Consider the following 16,250-nt stretch of genomic DNA (forward strand, 5'->3'; position numbering starts at 1 on the left):
CCTAACGGCTGACAAACGAAAAAGGCTGCCGCACAAATGTGCAGCAGCCTTTGAAAAGCTTATGTTATAACCCAGATTACTTGAGTTCAACAGTAGCGCCGGCAGCTTCGAGCTTAGCCTTGAGCTCTTCAGCCTCAGCCTTGGGAGCAGCTTCCTTAAGAGTCTTAGGAGCAGCCTCAACAGCTTCCTTAGCTTCCTTAAGGGAAAGACCGCAAGCATCCTTAACAGCCTTGATAACGTCCATCTTCTTCTCACCGAAGGAAGCGAGAACAACGTCAAACTCAGTCTTCTCAGCCTCAGCAGCTGCGCCAGCACCTGCTGCAGGACCTGCAGCTGCAACAACAGCTGTTACGCCGAATTCTTCCTGGATAGTCTCTACGAGCTCAGCAAGCTCAAGAACGGAAAGAACCTTGATTTCTTCTAAAATATTTGTAACTTTCTCAGAAGCCATGATAATAATCTCCTTTATATTTTGATTTAATTTTTTCAGGCAGCCATACGATCGTTATGATCAAGCAGCCTCTTCCTCTGCCTTCTTGTCGGCGAGAGCCTTGAGTGTAGCAGCAAGCTTCTGCATGGGACCCTGGAGAGAGCCAACCAGCTGAGCAAGCAGTGTCTCCTTGGAAGGAATCTTGGAAAGAGCCTCAACACCCTTAGCGTCATAGATAACGCCGTCAACGTAGCCTGCCTTGAGGGTAAACTTATCGTCGTGTGCTTCAGCAAACTTACCGAGGATTCTTGCGGGAGCGGTCTGATCGTGGTCGCAAACTGCGATTGCGGTTGTACCCTCGAGTACGCTGCAAAGATCATCAAGACCTGCTTCCTTGAGTGCGATACGGAGCATTGTGTTCTTTTCAACAAAGTAAGTTACACCTGCTTCTCTGAGCTCCTTTCTGAGCTGAGTATCTTCCTCAACGGTAATACCTCTGTAGTCAACAAGAACACCTGCTGAAGAATTCTTGATAAGATCAGTTACAACAGCAGCTCTTGCCTTCTTGGATTCGAGAACCTGTGCGCTTGGCATAAAATTTCACCTCCGTAAAAAGTTGAAAATTATGCTACCCATTCATAAAAAGAAAAACCTTTCCTTCAAATGACAGGAAAGGGCATACATTTATAATGTACAGCAATCTTTCCTCGGCAGGATTTACGATTTCTGCAAATTGCTTTGCATAGTCACCTGCTGTCTTTAGAATATGATAGCTCTTCATCGTTTTTAACGACTTTAATATAATATCATACTTTTCAGTGCTTGTCAAGGGCTTTTTTGAATTTTTTGAATTTTTTAAATTTTTTTCTCATGCACGATGTTCCAGTATCTTTTCTTTTCGTTTTCGGAAAGCTCTGCCGCAAAATCCGCTTTCAGGGTCACGAAGCGTTTCAGGTCCCATATTATATGGTACATCAGCGCACGGGATTCAAACTCGCTGCGGTCTGCGGGCAGCTTCTCGGCAGAATAATGGGCAAACAGACCGTCAATATCCTCCAGCAGCCCTGCGGCATCGTTTATCTCATGGAACTCCCCGCTCATTTTCGCAAGGAAGTCCGATATGGGCTTGCCGTACTCATGTATGGGGTTCAGCGCCATAATATCCTTGTATATGCCCATAAGAACGCCGCACTGGCTTATGCGCATCTCAACATATTTCAGGAAATAATCCTTCTCCTCAGCAAAGGAGTTTCCGATGTATCTGAGGGAACAGTTTTTCAGGTCTGCCAGCAGCCGTGAAGTTTCGTCAAAGCATGAGCCTGTGTAGCCGCTTTTATCCTCCGCCAGGATATACACGGACATTCGGGAGATTATCTGCCTGATCTTTTCATCGGTATCCTTTTGGATACTGCGTATCCTGCCGATGCCCGTGGGCACAAAAATGTTCATCAGAACGCCGATCCCTGCGCCGATAACAAAAAGCGTCAGCTCATTCTGCATTATCTGGGGAGAGCAGTCCGCCGAGGCGAAATAGTGAGTCGCAATAACGCTGTTCATGGCGGCTGCCTCATTCATATCAAGCCCGCTGCAGAATGCGAGAAATACCGCCAGAACCACTCCCAGAGCAGGGATACTGAACCCTGCCACCGAGAACACGGCAGTGCACAGCAGCGTTACCGCCGCAAAAGCCATCAGGCGCTTGAGCGTGACCATCACCGTTTCCTTGCGGGTATCGCAGACCGTCAGCAGGCAGATTATCCCCGCTGAAACGGCGTAGTTCAGCCCCAGACCGTATGCTATGGCCGCTGCAATGGCTGCTCCCACGGCTGTTTTGGCTATTTTCAGCCAGTTTATCCTTTGAGTCATTCTCCGTCCTCACCTTCGGGCAAAATGTCGATAACAACAAGCTCAGGGTTGTTGAATATGCGGGGTATTCTTTCAATAGTACGGCTCAGTCCCCTGCTGACGATAAACGTCGTGTCATCAAAATCATATCTTCCGCCTGCATATTTCGGGAAAAGTCCCTGTCCCGGTGCATAAAGGCCGTTCATAAACGGAGGGAGCCGCCACTGTCCGCCATGAGCATGACCCGAAAGCACCAGGTCAAATTTGCCGAACGAACGGTAAAAGTCAATCTTCTCGGGGAAATGGGCAAGGAGGACATTGAAGCTATTTGTATCGGCATTGTCGGCACACACCTTCACGCTGTCGCCGATATCAGACTTTGCCGACGCTCCGCATATCACAATGCCGTCAATATCAACATTTTCACCCTGAAGCACGGTAACGCCGAAGCTCTCCGCACGCCTGCTGAAAGTTTCCCACATATTCCCCCAGTACTCATGATTACCCGAAACGTAGTAGCAGGGATATTTTTTCGCAATAGCTTTAAGCAATGTGTCGGAATTTTTATTATCCGTCCTGTTGTCGAAAATATCACCTGTGAGCACGATAATATCAGGCTCAGCCGCATCTACTGCATTGATGAGACTTTTCATATTCTTGCCGTATGAACAACTGTGCAGGTCGGATATCTGAACGATGCGCACTTTTTTGGTGACCTTGCGACTCACAAGTGTATAGCGGACTGTTCTCAGGGGAAAGCTTACAGCGGATAGTATAAAAACCACTGCCGCAAGCGCTCCAAGTATTTTCAGGAAGATGTATTTCTTTGTCGGCTTGTCCTTTTTCGTCATCTTATTCCTCCGAAGTTTGTGATATGAATATTATAGCGCAATATAAGCGGCGTGTCAATGAGCCGCTAAGGGATTTTAACTTGACAAAGCAATGATGGCAGTATATACTAAAATTAAACAAATATACGCATATTATTTATAAGAGTGTATAAACATATGAATATACAGAAAGGAAATGTAATATGAACTATTCGGAAGAAGCACTGAAAAAACACAGCCAGTGGAAGGGCAAGATAGAAGTCATCAGCCGTGTTCCCCTTAAAACAAGGGACGACCTTTCTATCGCATACACCCCGGGCGTTGCGGCTCCCTGCCTTGCTATTGAAAAAGATCCCGACCTGAGCTATGAATACACACGCCGCTCCAATCTGGTGGCAGTCATCACAGACGGAACTGCCGTTCTGGGACTGGGCGACATCGGCCCTCTCGCCGCTATGCCTGTTATGGAGGGCAAGAGCGCACTGTTCAAGGAATTCGGCGATGTTGATGCCATTCCCATCTGCGTGGCTTCCAAGGACACTGAGGAGATCATCAAAACTGTACGCCTTATCTCAGGCTCATTTGGCGGAATAAATCTGGAGGACATCTCTGCTCCCCGCTGCTTTGAGATTGAGAGACGTCTCCAGGAGGAATGCGATATCCCCGTATTCCACGATGACCAGCACGGAACTGCCGTTGTAACTCTTGCGGCTGTCATCAATGCTCTCAAGCTCACCAACAGGAAAATCGAGAACATCAAGGCTGTCACCAGCGGAGCAGGTGCTGCCGGCATTGCCATAGTCAAGCTGCTTATTGCAATGGGTCTGAAAAATGTTATTATGTGCGACCGCCACGGCGCTATTTACAAGGGCAGGGACGGTCAGAACCATGAAAAGGAGCTTATTGCCAACATCACAAACCAGAACTGCGAAAAGGGTACTCTTGCCGAGGTCATTAAGGGCGCTGACCTGTTTATCGGAGTTTCCGCACCTAACTGTGTTACCGAGGAAATGGTAAAGAGCATGGCTCCCCAGCCTATCCTCTTCCCCATGGCAAACCCTGACCCCGAAATTCTTCCCGAGCTTGCCAAGAAAGCGGGCGCAGCCGTTGTGGGAACAGGCAGAAGCGATTATCCCAACCAGATAAACAACGTGCTTGCTTTCCCCGGCATTTTCAGAGGTGCTCTTGATGTGCGTGCCTCCCGCATAAACGATGAAATGAACATTGCCGCAGCCCGTGCCATTGCGGAGTCAGTTCCTGCAGACAAGCTGTGCAGCGAATACATCATTCCCGATGCTCTTGACCACCAGATGGCTCAGAGAGTTGCGGAAGCTGTAAGAAAGGCTGCCATTGAAACGGGAGTTGCAAGAATCAAGTAAGAATATATAACACAAAAGCCATTGTCCGTATTGGACAATGGCTTTTAATTTTTGCTGTATTCAGCGGCAAGACCGTCCTTGATACCCTGCATAATGATATCACGGGCCTTTGCGGCTTCTGCCTTAGGAAGAGGCTCAACATCTTTAAGAGGATAATCAATGCCAAGATTCTGATATTTTACCTTGCCCATGTCGTGGTAAGGAAGAACATCGAGCGCCTTGACGGATTTCAGCTTTGAGATAAACATGCCCAGTTCGTGGAGATACTTCTCATTGTAAGTGATCCCGGGAACTACTACGTGACGTATCCAGAGCTGCTTCTTTTTGCTGCTTGCATACTCAGCGAAAGCAAGAATATTCTTGTTACTGTGACCTGTGAGCTTTTTGTGCTCCTCGTCATTGATATGCTTTATATCAAGCATGATAACATCGGTAACATCAAGCAGACGGTCAACATCGGCAGTATTTTCGGGATTGAATGTTATTCCCGAGGTATCGAGACAGGTGCTTATTCCCCTCTCATGAGCCTTTTCAAAAAGCTCGGTAAGGAAAGGAAGCTGAGCCATTGGCTCGCCGCCTGTGCAGGTGATTCCGCCGCCCTTGAGGAATTCCTTGACACCATCGTACATGGCAAGGATCTCATCAACGGTAACAGGCTTGCCGATATCAGGGTGCTTTTCGCTGTGGAACTGCCATGTGTCGGGGTTATGGCAGTAAAGGCATCTCATAGGACATCCCTGGAAAAAGACGACGAACCTAATACCGGGTCCGTCGACTGTTCCGAAGGATTCTGTTGAATGAATGTAACCTATCATCTACAGAATACTTTCTATTAAAGAGCTGCGTGGAATGTTCTGGAGATAACGTCGTCCTGCTGCTCCTTGGTAAGCTTGATGAAGTTTACTGCATATCCGGAAACACGGATAGTGAGCTGAGGATAGTTCTCGGGGTGCTTCTGAGCATCGAGAAGAGTATCACGTGTGAATACGTTAACGTTGAGGTGGTGGCCGCCCTTAACTGCATAACCGTCAAGAAGACCTACCAGGTTTTTGATCTGCTGTTCATTTGCTGCCATAGTAAAAACTCCTTTCAAAATAAAGGTGGATTTGTATTATACCGAATGAGTGTATTTTTATATGGCTATAAGAAACACACTGTGGGGTTTATTTTATGCTGACGGCCTATAAAGACCGTCAGCCAAAATAATTCTTTGGAAGCGATTATCTGTCGTTATCGCTTGTGTTGGGAATATTAGCGCACTTGGGGCAGAGAGCATCGATATCGAGGTCGCCGACAAATACGCCTGTGTCCTTACCAAGTGCATCAGGAATGATGGAGAAGGTATTAGAGATACCATCCTGAGCGTTGGAGAACTGGAGCTTGGATACGGAAGAGAGAGATGCGGAAGCACCGTGAGTATCTCTGCCGCTCATGGGGTTAGCACCGGGAGCAAGAGGCACACCGAGCTTACGTCCATCAGGTGTAGAACCAGTCTTCTTACCATATACAACGTTGGAAGTAATGGTAAGGATAGAGGTTGTAGGAATACCATGTCTGTAAGTGTGCTGCTGACGGATCTTGTTCATGAATCTGTTGAGGATATCCTCAGCGATCTCATCAACACGGTCATCATTGTTACCATACTTGGGGAAGTCGCCCTCAATCTGGTAGTCAACAACGATACCCTGCTCGTTTCTGATGGTCTTAACCTTAGCATACTTGATAGCAGAGAGGGAGTCAGCTACAACGGAGATGCCGGCGATACCTGTTGCAAAGTATCTCTTTACTTCTCTGTCGTGGAGAGCCATCTGGAGGCTTTCGTAGCAGTACTTATCGTGCATGTAGTGGATAATGTTAAGAGTATTTACATAGAGCTCTGCGAGCCATGTCATCATGTCGTCGTACTTCTCCATTACATCGTCGTAATCGAGGTACTCGGAAGTGATAGGTCTGAACTTGGTAGCAACCTGAACGCCGCTGATCTCATCAACACCGCCGTTTATAGCGTAGAGGAGGCACTTAGCGAGGTTAGCTCTTGCGCCGAAGAACTGCATTTCCTTACCAACAACCATGGAAGATACGCAGCAAGCGATAGCGTAGTCATCGCCGTGAATAACTCTCATGAGGTCATCATTCTCATACTGGATAGAAGATGTATTGATGGAGATCTTTGCGCAGTACTCCTTCCAAGGCTCAGGGAGTCTTGTGGACCAGAGAACGGTCATGTTAGGCTCGGGAGCTGTGCCAAGGTTTTCGAGAGTGTGGAGGTAACGGAAGGAGTTCTTTGTTACCATAGATCTGCCGTCAACGCCCATACCGCCGAGGGACTCAGTTACCCACTGAGGATCTCCGGAGAAGAGGGAGTTGTACTCGGGAGTTCTTGCAAAACGAACGAGACGGAGCTTCATGATGAAGTGGTCGATGAGCTCCTGAGCCTGCTCCTCGGTGAGGATGCCTCTCTTGAAGTCTCTTTCGAAATAGATATCGAGGAATGTGGATGTACGTCCGAGGGACATAGCAGCACCGTTCTGATCCTTTACAGCGCCAAGGTAGCCGAAGTAAAGTGCCTGAACAGCTTCCTTAGCTGTTGTAGCGGGCTTGGAGATATCGCAGCCGTAGATCTCAGCCATCTTCTTGAGGTTTTCAAGTGCTCTGATCTGCTCAGCGATCTCTTCTCTTGCACGGATCTTTTCCTCAGTCATAGGACAGGTGTAGAAAGCCTTCTGCTCCTGCTTGTCTTCGATAAGTCTGTCAACGCCGTACAGAGCAACACGTCTGTAGTCGCCGATGATTCTTCCTCTTCCGTAAGCATCGGGAAGACCGGTAAGGATATGGGCAGTTCTTGCCTTTCTCATTTCAGGGGTGTAAACATCGAATACGCCTGCGTTGTGGGTCTTTCTGTATTCGGTGAAGATGTGCTTGATCTCAGGATCAATGGTGTAGCCGTTGTCGGAGCAAGCCTTCTCAGCCATTCTCAGACCGCCGTAAGGCATAAGAGCTCTCTTGAAGGGCTTGTCTGTCTGGAGACCAACGATCTGCTCCAGATCCTTATCAATATAACCTGCTGCGTGAGAGGTAAGAGAAGATACAACCTTTGTATCCATATCGAGAACGCCGCCTGCTTCTCTTTCCTTCTTTGCAAGCTCCATAACGTCAGCCCAGAGCTTCTTGGTAGCTTCTGTAGGGCCGGCGAGGAAGCTTTCATCGCCGTAATAAGGTGTGTAGTTCTTCTGGATGAACTCACGGACATTGATTTCCTTGGTCCAGTGACCGCCTACGAAACCTTCCCATTCCTGTGGCATTTGACTCATAGTATATTTTCCTCCTTCAATCTTTTGCGCCGCTTTATGCAGCACAAAGCCTTGTAGTGCTGTGAGATGAAATACGCAGTTGCTCCGTCACGCTATGTAAATTTTACAGAAAATTTCTGTAAAATCCGCATTACTTATGCACATTCCAACAAACTATACCGTTTGAGTGGTTATTCACTGCGCATAAAAAACCGCAAGGTTTGTTGCCCTGCACGGTCAAGACGGCTGCAATACTTCTTATTACTTATATAATACAATATACGTCCTGATTTGTCAAGTGTTTTTTTATGTTAATTTGGCATTTAACATTACAAAAATGATATGCCCCCCTATATACGGGGGCATATAGCATGATTTTCAGTCATAGTATCCTGTTTTTCGCATAAAATGAGCATTTTCAGGCAGTTTTGTCCCCATCGGCGCTCTTCTTTCTGAACACGATAAGCTTGCTGAGAAAGTAGTTAAGTATCATAACAAGTATGCCGCACAGGAGCTTTACCACCAGCTCGTTGAAGCGCATAACATCGACGAATGCGAACATTATAATAACCTCGCAGCCGTATGAGAAAAGTCTTCCTCCTGCAAATGAAAGCAGCTCCTTCACATATGCTTTCGCGGTGGTGTCGTGTGCCTCAAACACGAAGAATTTATTGGTGAAAAACGCAAAAAGCATCGAAACCACCCATGAGAATGTAGCCGCCCCCGCAGATGATACCGCCGAATTTTCCATTGCTGCCATGACCGCCGAAAAGCTGTGGGTATCCACGCCCGAAAAATCAGTTAACGCAAGCCTAAGTCCAAAATGTGAGACATAGTTTATAAGCGTTGTGAGCACGCCGTAAAACACATATATTATCACATTTTCAAACTTCATGCACAGTTCGCACAGAGGCTTTGGCAGTATGGAAAATATCTTTCGGAAGGTTTTTCTTGTCATAAAAGGTCCTTTCACTTCAAAAGACAGAACCGCCGGTTGACCGACGGTTCTGATCAGAGATTACTTTATAAGCTTGTTGCCGCACTCAGCGCAGAACTTTGCAGTTTCGCTGGTGATCTTTGCGCCGCACTGGTCGCAGAATCTGATCTTGGGCTTGTGAGCCTCAACGGGTGCAGATGCAGCAGGCGCAGGAGCGGGCTTGGGTGCTTCCGCAGGCTTTGCGGGAACAGGAGCGACAGCCTTAGGAGCCTCGGCAGGCTTAGGTACCTCCACAGGCTTAACAGCTGCGAGTGCAGGTGCCGGCTTAGGCGCTTCCACAGGCTTGGGTGCCTCAACGGGTTTAGCAGGAGCCGCAGGTGCAGCCTTGGGAGCCTCTGCAGGCTTAACAGGTGCAGCGGGCTTAGGCGCTTCCACAGGCTTAGGTGCCTCAGCGGGCTTAATAGGAGCAGCAGGTGCAGCCTTGGGAGCTTCAACAGGCTTTGCAGGCGCTGCGGCTACGGGCTTGGGTGCCTCGGTATGAGCAGCGGATACGACCACTTCAATAGGCTTGATGGGCTTTATCTTTTCAATTTCTGCATCAACAGGCTTTGCGGCAGGAGCCTTTTCAGCAGCGGCAGCAGGTGCAGGAACAGGCGCAGGGACAGGCGCAGGCACGGGTGTGGGAGCCTTTTCGGCAGCTTCTGCCTTAGCTCTTGCAGCCTCGATAGCAAGGCGCTCTTCTTCAAGCTCTTTGAGCTTTGCTTCCTCGGCAGCCTTGATGTCCTCAGCTTCTCTCAGCTTTGCGGCAGCCTTATCCTTCTGGATAACGCCCAGTATTCCGTTGAGCATCTTAACAGGGTTATCGAGATTCTTCTTGATTCCGCAGGGAAGCTCGCTGGATTTGCCGCTCTTCTCAACAACATGGAGAGTAGCTGCAAACAGTGACTTCTTCATCTCAAAGCGCTCGATCTGATCTACAGGGATATGTCCCAGACCGTTCTTGCCCTGATAATAGAGCTGGTCAAGGGTGAGCAGGAAGGAGTCCTCGGGAACGCCCATTGTCACCATATGTATCAGCAGAGGAAGTTCAAACTGCTCTGTGCTTGCATATGTGTTCTGTATTTTGATAAAGGAGCTTTCAAATGCCTTGGAAATGCCGGAAACATAGAACTGAGCCTCGGTCACACTGTTGTCGGCCATGAGAGTTTTGAGCTTTTCAACGTATCCGTCACGCTCAATAGTCTTAAGGTGAGTGATGTGCAGCTCAACCTGAGTGATGAAACGCTTCTTGGTCTCGGGGTCGATATCCATCTCGTTAATGTCCTTGATAAGTTCGAAGCTCTGATGCTCGGTAGTTGTGCCAAGGTTTCTGCACTTCTGGGCAAGGATATTGCTGTCTGCCTCTCTTATCTTGGAGTTTACCTTGCCGATGTAGCGCTGGAGCATATCATCGGGGCAGTGTGCCTCATTCTTGTTGATCTTTTCAAGGAGAACGATAAGCTCTGCACGGGACATACCGTTGATATTTTCGGTAAGCTTTGTGAAATACTTGACGTGACGGTCATTGATCTCATCGTCAAGGCGCTTGATGTACGGGAATGTATATTCGGGAGTAAAGTCACCCTCGAGGATCTTATCCTTTATCTCGTTGAGCTTCTTTACATCTTCATTCTTGATATTTTCGGTCAGCTTGTCAAGCTCAGCCTTTTCAAGCTTCTCTCCCCTCTCCCTGCACTTAGCGGCAGATGCCTCATAGAGCTTGGGATCAAGAGAAGGCTTGCGGTTTTCAAGGTCTTCCTCAAACTTTTCAAGAGCTTCACGGTCAAGCTTGTCGATGGAAGCCATCTGCTTATCAAACTCAGCCTTGTCAATAGCTTTGAGACGGCTCTCGATCTGCTCAACATAAGGCTTGCCAGCCTCGGCATATTCGGGAGTTTCGCTGATGGTGAGCTTCATCTTTATAAGCTTATCCTTGGGCGAACCTGCAATGTTGCTGCAAAGGTCTGCAAGCTCCTTCTTGATAAGCTCGGCAGTTCGCTTGTCGATCTGCTCGATATATTTTGCGGTAAGCTCCTTGTCAAAATCGTCGCCTGTAAGGGCTTCTCTGAGCTTGGAAAGTTCCTTTCTTGGAGTATTGGGGATATTCTTGCAGAGACTTTCAAGCTGGGACTTGATGAGGGATATCTCCTGCTTTCTTATCTTTTCCAGATAAGGAGCGGCATTCTCCTTGCGCAGTCCCAGTGCGCTGATATCGGCAGTGAGCTTTTCAAGCTCGGGCTTTTTGAGCTTTTCGATATTCTTGCACATACTGTCAAGCTTGTCGGTCTCGATCTTGTTGAAGCGCTTGTCGATCTCGTCAAAATACTTCTTGGTATATTCGGGATCATACTTTTCGTTTTTGAGCTTTTCGGTGAGCTGTGCAAGCTCAGGCTTCTGCATATTGCCGATGTTCTTGCAGAGACCGTCTGCTTCGGCATTGTAAAGAGCCTTTCTTCTTGCCTTTATGGAATCAAAGTAGCCTGCGGTCATATCGGGAGCATACTTTTCGTCCTTCAGCTTTGCTTCAAGAGCATCGAGCTTTGCAAAGTCCATGGAAGCGATATCCTTGCACATCTGAGCAAGTTCTTCCTTTTTGAGTGCCTTTTCTCTTTCGGCAGTCATGGGCATATACTTCTTGACGATATCCTCGGGATACTTTTCACTTTCCAGCTGAACGATGATCTCTGCCAGAGCCTTTGCGTCCATCTGAGGAATGGTCTCGCACTTCTTTACAAACTCTGCATTTTCAAGCTCAACGGCTCTCTTCTCAATGTCAGCAGCGTACTTGTCGGTAAGCGCAGCCTTGAATCTGCCCGACTTGATGACTTCTCTCATCTTGTCAAGCTTAGCCTTGTCGGCAGTTGCAATGCCCTCAAATTCCTTGTCGGCAGCCTGCTTTTCAAGAACTTCAAAGCGCTGGGATATCTGCTTTCTGAAAGGTGCTTTAAGCGCATCGCCGCACTTTACTTCATCAAGCTTCTTGGAAATATCCTCCAGAGCCTTCTCGGCAGCAGTCTCGATATCCTTGCATATCTCGCTTATCTGAGTTCTCGCAAAGCCGTCCCTTGCGGAAGCAATCTTTGCAGTGAAGTGCCTCTTGAACATCTTGTCAAACCTGTCGGAAGCCAGATCCTTTTCCAGCTTGTCGGCAGCGGCAGCATCGGGAATGGTCTTGAACATATCGGTAAGCTCACGGAGCTGTGCGCTGAGCATACCGTCATTGATCTCGGCAAGGTAAGGAGCTGCCACAACTTCGTCAAAGCCGCCCTCCTTGATCTTCTTCTTGAGAGCAGCCAGCTCGTCGTAATTTTTGAGAGAAACGCCTGTGCAGAGAAGCTTAAGCTGATTTTTCTCGCAGTCGTTGAGAGCAAGCTTGATCTTGAGCAGGTACTTGCCTGTGGTCTTCTTGTCAAGCTTCATGTCGTAGATATATGTACGGAGCTTTTTCAGCTCAGCTTCATCAAGAGCGGAAAGGTCTGCGCAAAGGTCAGCCAGCTCCTTTTCATTCTTGACAGCCTTTTCCATTTCTTCCTTGGTGGCAAAAACGGTGCCGTTGTATGTGCGTGACTGCTTCTCGAACTCTTCGCAGTATGCAGCAAGCTCATCGGCAGCGGGAACGTTTTTCAGCTTATACTTGGCAGCCGCATTTTTAAGGTCCTCCAAAATAACGGAAGCCTTTGCACCGCCGCAGCAAAGCTTGCCGTCAGCAGAGCGGCAGTCAGCGGGAACATATGCCTTTGCCAGATACTCGCCCAGCTCGGCAGCCGAAAGTGCTGAGGAGCACCAGTAATCGGAAATAGTCTCGATATTCTCAGCATCGGCAGGAGACGCTGCTCTTGCCAGATTGAACACGCTTGCAAATGCGGGACGGATCTTCAGCAGCTCGGATACCTGAGCCTTTACGCCCTCGGGAGAGCCAAGCTCTGCAGCCCTGAGCAGCTTTTCAGCCTTTTCGGCATCAGGCTCGGTATATTTGAAGCCGTAGCCGTTCTTTTCGGAAACAAGCTTTCTGAGAGCCTTGCCCATATCCTCGGTGGTCTCGCAGGAAGCAAAGTCCTTTTCCTCAGTCTTTACGCCGCACTTTTCTGACTCAGCCATAAAAAATGCCGCCATGTATTTTTTCATGTCAAAGTCAATGCCGCCGCTCTTGAATGCGGAAACATTGGGTTCCATGCTCTTTTCAAATTCATCGGCAAGCTTTATGCCCTTGTCAAGCTCCATGCACCTTGACTCGTTGGTGTCCATGGTTATCTTGCCGTCAAACAGATCAAACTGAGGCTCGCCCACATACTCTGTTCCCACATAAGAGGAAAGAGCGTCCTTTAAATGAGCGTCAAGTCTGTCCTTTATCTCCTTATCGCCAAGAACGGCAGGCTCTTCAAGAGTGCCCTTCTTGTAAAGAAAATGGTTGGTAAACTTCTTGAACGGCTGAACAACGTTTGTCAGCGGGGTAACGGGGGCATAGTTCTTGCCCTCTTTTCTCATATGCTCCTCGCTGATAATAAGAGTATCATGCTTGCCGTCTATCATCCAGTCATAAGCCATGAATGTCTCTTTAAAAAGCAGGTTTGAGATATAGACAGTTCCATTCTCGGCAGCTATCTTTCTTGCCTCTGCTATCTTGAAGGGAAGATATTCCTTTCCGTCAGCGGACATAAGCAGCATATCGGCCATGCGGCAGATATCCATACTGTTGCTTTTAGCCTCCTCAGGGGAACAGGGCGTATAGATCACACCATCGAGCAGAGGGTGGCAGAAAAGCCTTCCGCTGCTGAAAAAGCTGTCACTGAACGCACTCTTGAATTCTTCACAGGACTCTTTAAAGCGATTGTAATTGATTGTTTCCACAGCAATGATTCCTCCCTTTGTATTTTGCCAAAAAAGTACGCGCATACAGGCATACTTTTCCTATAATTGTAATCATTATACCAAAAAACAAACCGTCTGTCAACGAATTATTAGAGTATTTTATACAAAAATATTTCCGCTTGCTTTTGGTACTTTTGCATAACGTAACAAGTCGTCATAAAAACAATGTTCATAAAAAATGCGCTTCCCACACGCAGGGAAGCGCATTTTTCACTCTTTTTTCGCGCCTGCCTCACAGGCAGCAAGCAGCATATCGTAAACAGGTATCACTTGCCTGATATCTGCCGCTATCTTATCGGCAAGGCGGTCGCTGAACAGCATATACCAGTCGGTGCTGAGAGCTGTCATACCTATATTCTTCCGATTGAGCCACAGGCATTTTTCCTCGCTCTGGTCGGGGAAATGATTTCGCTTATACACATCTCCGTAAAGCTCAAAAACACTTTGGGAAGAAAAAGCGTCAGCAGCAGCGATATAAAGCGGACTGTCCCCTTTTATCATCTCACGCATTGCATCCATGGTCTCACGGGCAGGCTCGTAAAATCCGCAGCCGTACTCAAAGCCGTTTGCCGAGATATCAAAATAAAAGCATGGCAGGGAGTAATAAAGCTCCCTTGTACGGCCGAAAGTACACCACATATTCTCCCTGAAAACCGACTTTCCCCGTGAATATCTTGCGTCACGGTATATCCTTGAAATGCGCACGCTGTTGATGAGCGGGTCTATTTTCTGCATTTCGGGCAGCAGCTTTTCGGTGAACTCCCTGAACGGCTCCGCAACAAATCTGCGGTAGTCGTCCTTATGCTCGTTGAACCATAACTTACTGTCATTCAGGCGGTTCATGGTGAGAAAATCTATGGTCTGAGGTGAAAATGGCATATCATATCCTCCGTTTTCCGTTAGTATATATTCATATGATATCCCTTTGATGTGAAAAAATCAAGAACATTTCTGAAAACAGTATCAGTCAAGCTTCTCCATAAACTCGTCAACATACTTTATATAATCGCCCACACGCATCAGGGTAGCTGCATGACCTCCGCTTACACGGCCGATCATAGGTGAGGGCATCATTTCCATAAGGTCATTCTGCATATCACGGTCAAAGATGCCATCGTCCTCGGGGAGTACCAGCAGCACTCTTCCGTCAAGGTATGCGAATTTATCCGCTGTGCAGGGCTGCCGGTTTATAACATCAGCCACAAGGCGGGTCATATGAACATCAAACTCAGATGTATAGCCGCTGTAGATATCGTTGAACATATCACGCATATAATAAGCCTCTTCCGCAGAAGCCCCCTCAATATGCCCCATGCTCTGCTTCATTTCAAAGGATCTTACAATGCTGTAAGGAACGGTTTCCATAGCCTTGAGGACAATGGGAGCAGCGTTCTTGTACTTGCTTCTCAGTGCACCGACAGTTCTTTCGGAAAGCGCCGCTGTGGAGAACAGGCACATTGCCTCTGTCCTTTCGGGAAACTCGGACGCAAGGAGCTGAGCCATGTACCCGCCGAATGAAGCTCCCATCCAAACCGCCTTATCCACATCAAGATAATCCAGCAGGTCGATTATCGCCTCGCACAATGACTTCATATCCATGCACTCAAAGGGATAGTCAAAGGTGATGAACCTGTATCTGCCCTCCAGAGCGCTTACATACGGATACACCGCCTCGGAGGTGCCAAGTCCGCCTACAAGAAAAACAATGGTCTTGTCCCCTTTTCCGCAGTCCATATATTTGAAATTGCAGCCCTTTACAACTGCCTCCTCATAGTGATGGCTGTCGAAAAAGCGCTTCTTGCCACGTCTGTAGGACAATGACTCAGGCAGAGCCTTTTCCTCATCAAAGGGCAGTCCGCAGCAGCGCTTTATATCCTGTGCCCACTGCTCGGGATAGCTCATTAAAAGTTGCTCATGGCTGTAGTCCCTCGCCACGATATCGGCATCGGGAAAATGCTTGTTGTATCGGTCAAAATACTTCTCACCCATTTTCAGAGCGTAGAAGATATGAACAGTCGTGCCCCCCACACGGATATTGTCTTTAAGGGGAGTTACCAGATCGGAGTAGAACTGGTTGTAAATGCTCTTTTCCGATGCAAAGCTTATGCTTGCGAACAGCTTCTCAAAGGTCTTGATATTCTTTTCAGCCTCTTTGGGGTCCTCTGCCTTTTTGAGCATCATATTTGTCATCCACTCGGGCAGCTTGCCGTCATGGGCAGCCTTACCGAGCACAGGCTTGACTATGGCTGACTGGATACGTGCGCCCACTATACCTGCCTGGTCAAGATCGGAAGAGCCTATAAAGCCGTGATCGATATGTATTTTTTCACGTCCGATAAGCAGCCCCACAAAGCTTCCGCCCAGCGAGCAGCCGTAAGCGGCAAATATACGTCCGCCGAATTTTGCTTTGATATAGCTTTCTATCTTTTTAGTTTCCTCGGTCATTGTGGGGAAAATTGCATCAGGCTCATTTTCGTCAAAGCCGTCGTATGAAATGCAAACTACCTGAAAAGTATCTTTCAGCAAGGGTATCACAGCCGAAAATGTTTTCCAGTGGCAGCAGGTTCCGGGAAGCAGCATTATAACAGGTTTATCTTCATTGCCAAAGCGATAGAATTTCATATGTTTATC

General features: G+C 47.8%; 12 protein-coding genes and 1 other annotated feature. Of the genes, 1 reads left to right on the forward strand and 11 read right to left on the reverse strand.

All coding sequences use genetic code 11. The features are described 5' to 3' along the window. Positions 1–76 precede the first annotated feature (76 nt). The 4 genes from rplL to OCV68_RS03280 form a co-directional block, all read right to left on the reverse strand. Positions 77–451 carry a 50S ribosomal protein L7/L12 gene (rplL, locus tag OCV68_RS03265; RefSeq protein WP_147621182.1) on the reverse strand — a complete coding sequence of 125 codons (375 nt, stop codon included), beginning with the start codon at positions 449–451 and terminating at the stop codon, positions 77–79. Positions 452–511: 60 nt separating this feature from the next. After that, the gene (gene rplJ, locus OCV68_RS03270) at positions 512–1,024 is read right to left on the reverse strand and encodes a 50S ribosomal protein L10 (protein ID WP_022475344.1); all 513 of its coding nucleotides are present in this window, start codon (positions 1,022–1,024) and stop codon (positions 512–514) included. 42 nt (positions 1,025–1,066) lie between these two features. Continuing rightward, positions 1,067–1,211: a sequence feature (ribosomal protein L10 leader region), on the reverse strand. Between the two features lie 74 nt (positions 1,212–1,285). Further along, positions 1,286–2,296 carry an aromatic acid exporter family protein gene (locus OCV68_RS03275; protein WP_262570696.1) on the reverse strand — a complete coding sequence of 337 codons (1,011 nt, stop codon included), beginning with the start codon at positions 2,294–2,296 and terminating at the stop codon, positions 1,286–1,288. Beyond that, positions 2,293–3,126 carry a metallophosphoesterase gene (locus OCV68_RS03280; protein ID WP_262570697.1) on the reverse strand — a complete coding sequence of 278 codons (834 nt, stop codon included), beginning with the start codon at positions 3,124–3,126 and terminating at the stop codon, positions 2,293–2,295. The genes OCV68_RS03275 and OCV68_RS03280 overlap by 4 nt, the downstream gene beginning before the upstream one ends. Positions 3,127–3,308: 182 nt before the next feature. On the opposite strand from OCV68_RS03280, the gene OCV68_RS03285 reads away from it, so the two are divergent. Then, a complete protein-coding gene (locus OCV68_RS03285) occupies positions 3,309–4,484 on the forward strand; it encodes an NAD(P)-dependent malic enzyme (protein ID WP_262570700.1) in 1,176 nt (391 codons plus the stop codon). Between the two features lie 44 nt (positions 4,485–4,528). Here the strand turns inward: OCV68_RS03285 and pflA are convergent, their stop codons facing one another. The 7 genes from pflA to OCV68_RS03320 all read right to left on the reverse strand — a co-directional run bounded on the left by pflA (position 4,529) and on the right by OCV68_RS03320 (position 16,241). Further along, positions 4,529–5,299 carry a pyruvate formate-lyase-activating protein gene (pflA, locus tag OCV68_RS03290; protein WP_147621178.1) on the reverse strand — a complete coding sequence of 257 codons (771 nt, stop codon included), beginning with the start codon at positions 5,297–5,299 and terminating at the stop codon, positions 4,529–4,531. A 17-nt stretch (positions 5,300–5,316) separates the two neighbouring features. Then, positions 5,317–5,559 carry an autonomous glycyl radical cofactor GrcA3 gene (gene grcA3, locus OCV68_RS03295; RefSeq protein ID WP_022475350.1) on the reverse strand — a complete coding sequence of 81 codons (243 nt, stop codon included), beginning with the start codon at positions 5,557–5,559 and terminating at the stop codon, positions 5,317–5,319. A 145-nt stretch (positions 5,560–5,704) separates the two neighbouring features. Next, positions 5,705–7,786 carry a formate C-acetyltransferase gene (gene pflB, locus OCV68_RS03300; protein WP_147621816.1) on the reverse strand — a complete coding sequence of 694 codons (2,082 nt, stop codon included), beginning with the start codon at positions 7,784–7,786 and terminating at the stop codon, positions 5,705–5,707. 406 nt (positions 7,787–8,192) lie between these two features. Further along, positions 8,193–8,732: a GtrA family protein gene (locus tag OCV68_RS03305; RefSeq protein ID WP_147621177.1), complete on the reverse strand. Its 540-nt coding sequence runs from the start codon at positions 8,730–8,732 to the stop codon at positions 8,193–8,195. Positions 8,733–8,792: 60 nt separating this feature from the next. Continuing rightward, positions 8,793–13,598: a hypothetical protein gene (locus tag OCV68_RS03310; RefSeq protein ID WP_262570703.1), complete on the reverse strand. Its 4,806-nt coding sequence runs from the start codon at positions 13,596–13,598 to the stop codon at positions 8,793–8,795. Positions 13,599–13,829: 231 nt separating this feature from the next. Continuing rightward, on the reverse strand, positions 13,830–14,498 hold the full coding sequence (locus OCV68_RS03315; protein WP_262570706.1) for a DUF2461 domain-containing protein: 669 nt from the start codon (positions 14,496–14,498) through the stop codon (positions 13,830–13,832). Between the two features lie 84 nt (positions 14,499–14,582). After that, entirely contained in the window at positions 14,583–16,241 is a 1,659-nt protein-coding gene (locus tag OCV68_RS03320) for an alpha/beta hydrolase (RefSeq protein WP_262570708.1), read from the reverse strand. Between the last annotated feature and the right edge of the window lie 9 nt (positions 16,242–16,250).

The organism is Huintestinicola butyrica (assembly GCF_025567215.1).
In the GTDB taxonomy this organism is placed as follows: Bacteria; Bacillota; Clostridia; order Oscillospirales; family Ruminococcaceae; genus Huintestinicola; species Huintestinicola butyrica.

Bases quoted from the DNA above. Each gene is read 5' to 3' on its own strand.
- rplL (WP_147621182.1), bottom strand. From the start codon at position 451: ATGGCTTCTGAGAAAGTTACAAATATTTTAGAAGAAATCAAGGTTCTT.
- rplJ (WP_022475344.1), bottom strand. From the start codon at position 1,024: ATGCCAAGCGCACAGGTTCTCGAATCCAAGAAGGCAAGAGCTGCTGTT.
- OCV68_RS03275 (WP_262570696.1), bottom strand. From the start codon at position 2,296: ATGACTCAAAGGATAAACTGGCTGAAAATAGCCAAAACAGCCGTGGGA.
- OCV68_RS03280 (WP_262570697.1), bottom strand. From the start codon at position 3,126: ATGACGAAAAAGGACAAGCCGACAAAGAAATACATCTTCCTGAAAATA.
- OCV68_RS03285 (WP_262570700.1), top strand. From the start codon at position 3,309: ATGAACTATTCGGAAGAAGCACTGAAAAAACACAGCCAGTGGAAGGGC.
- pflA (WP_147621178.1), bottom strand. From the start codon at position 5,299: ATGATAGGTTACATTCATTCAACAGAATCCTTCGGAACAGTCGACGGA.
- grcA3 (WP_022475350.1), bottom strand. From the start codon at position 5,559: ATGGCAGCAAATGAACAGCAGATCAAAAACCTGGTAGGTCTTCTTGAC.
- pflB (WP_147621816.1), bottom strand. From the start codon at position 7,786: ATGCCACAGGAATGGGAAGGTTTCGTAGGCGGTCACTGGACCAAGGAA.
- OCV68_RS03305 (WP_147621177.1), bottom strand. From the start codon at position 8,732: ATGACAAGAAAAACCTTCCGAAAGATATTTTCCATACTGCCAAAGCCT.
- OCV68_RS03315 (WP_262570706.1), bottom strand. From the start codon at position 14,498: ATGCCATTTTCACCTCAGACCATAGATTTTCTCACCATGAACCGCCTG.
- OCV68_RS03320 (WP_262570708.1), bottom strand. From the start codon at position 16,241: ATGAAATTCTATCGCTTTGGCAATGAAGATAAACCTGTTATAATGCTG.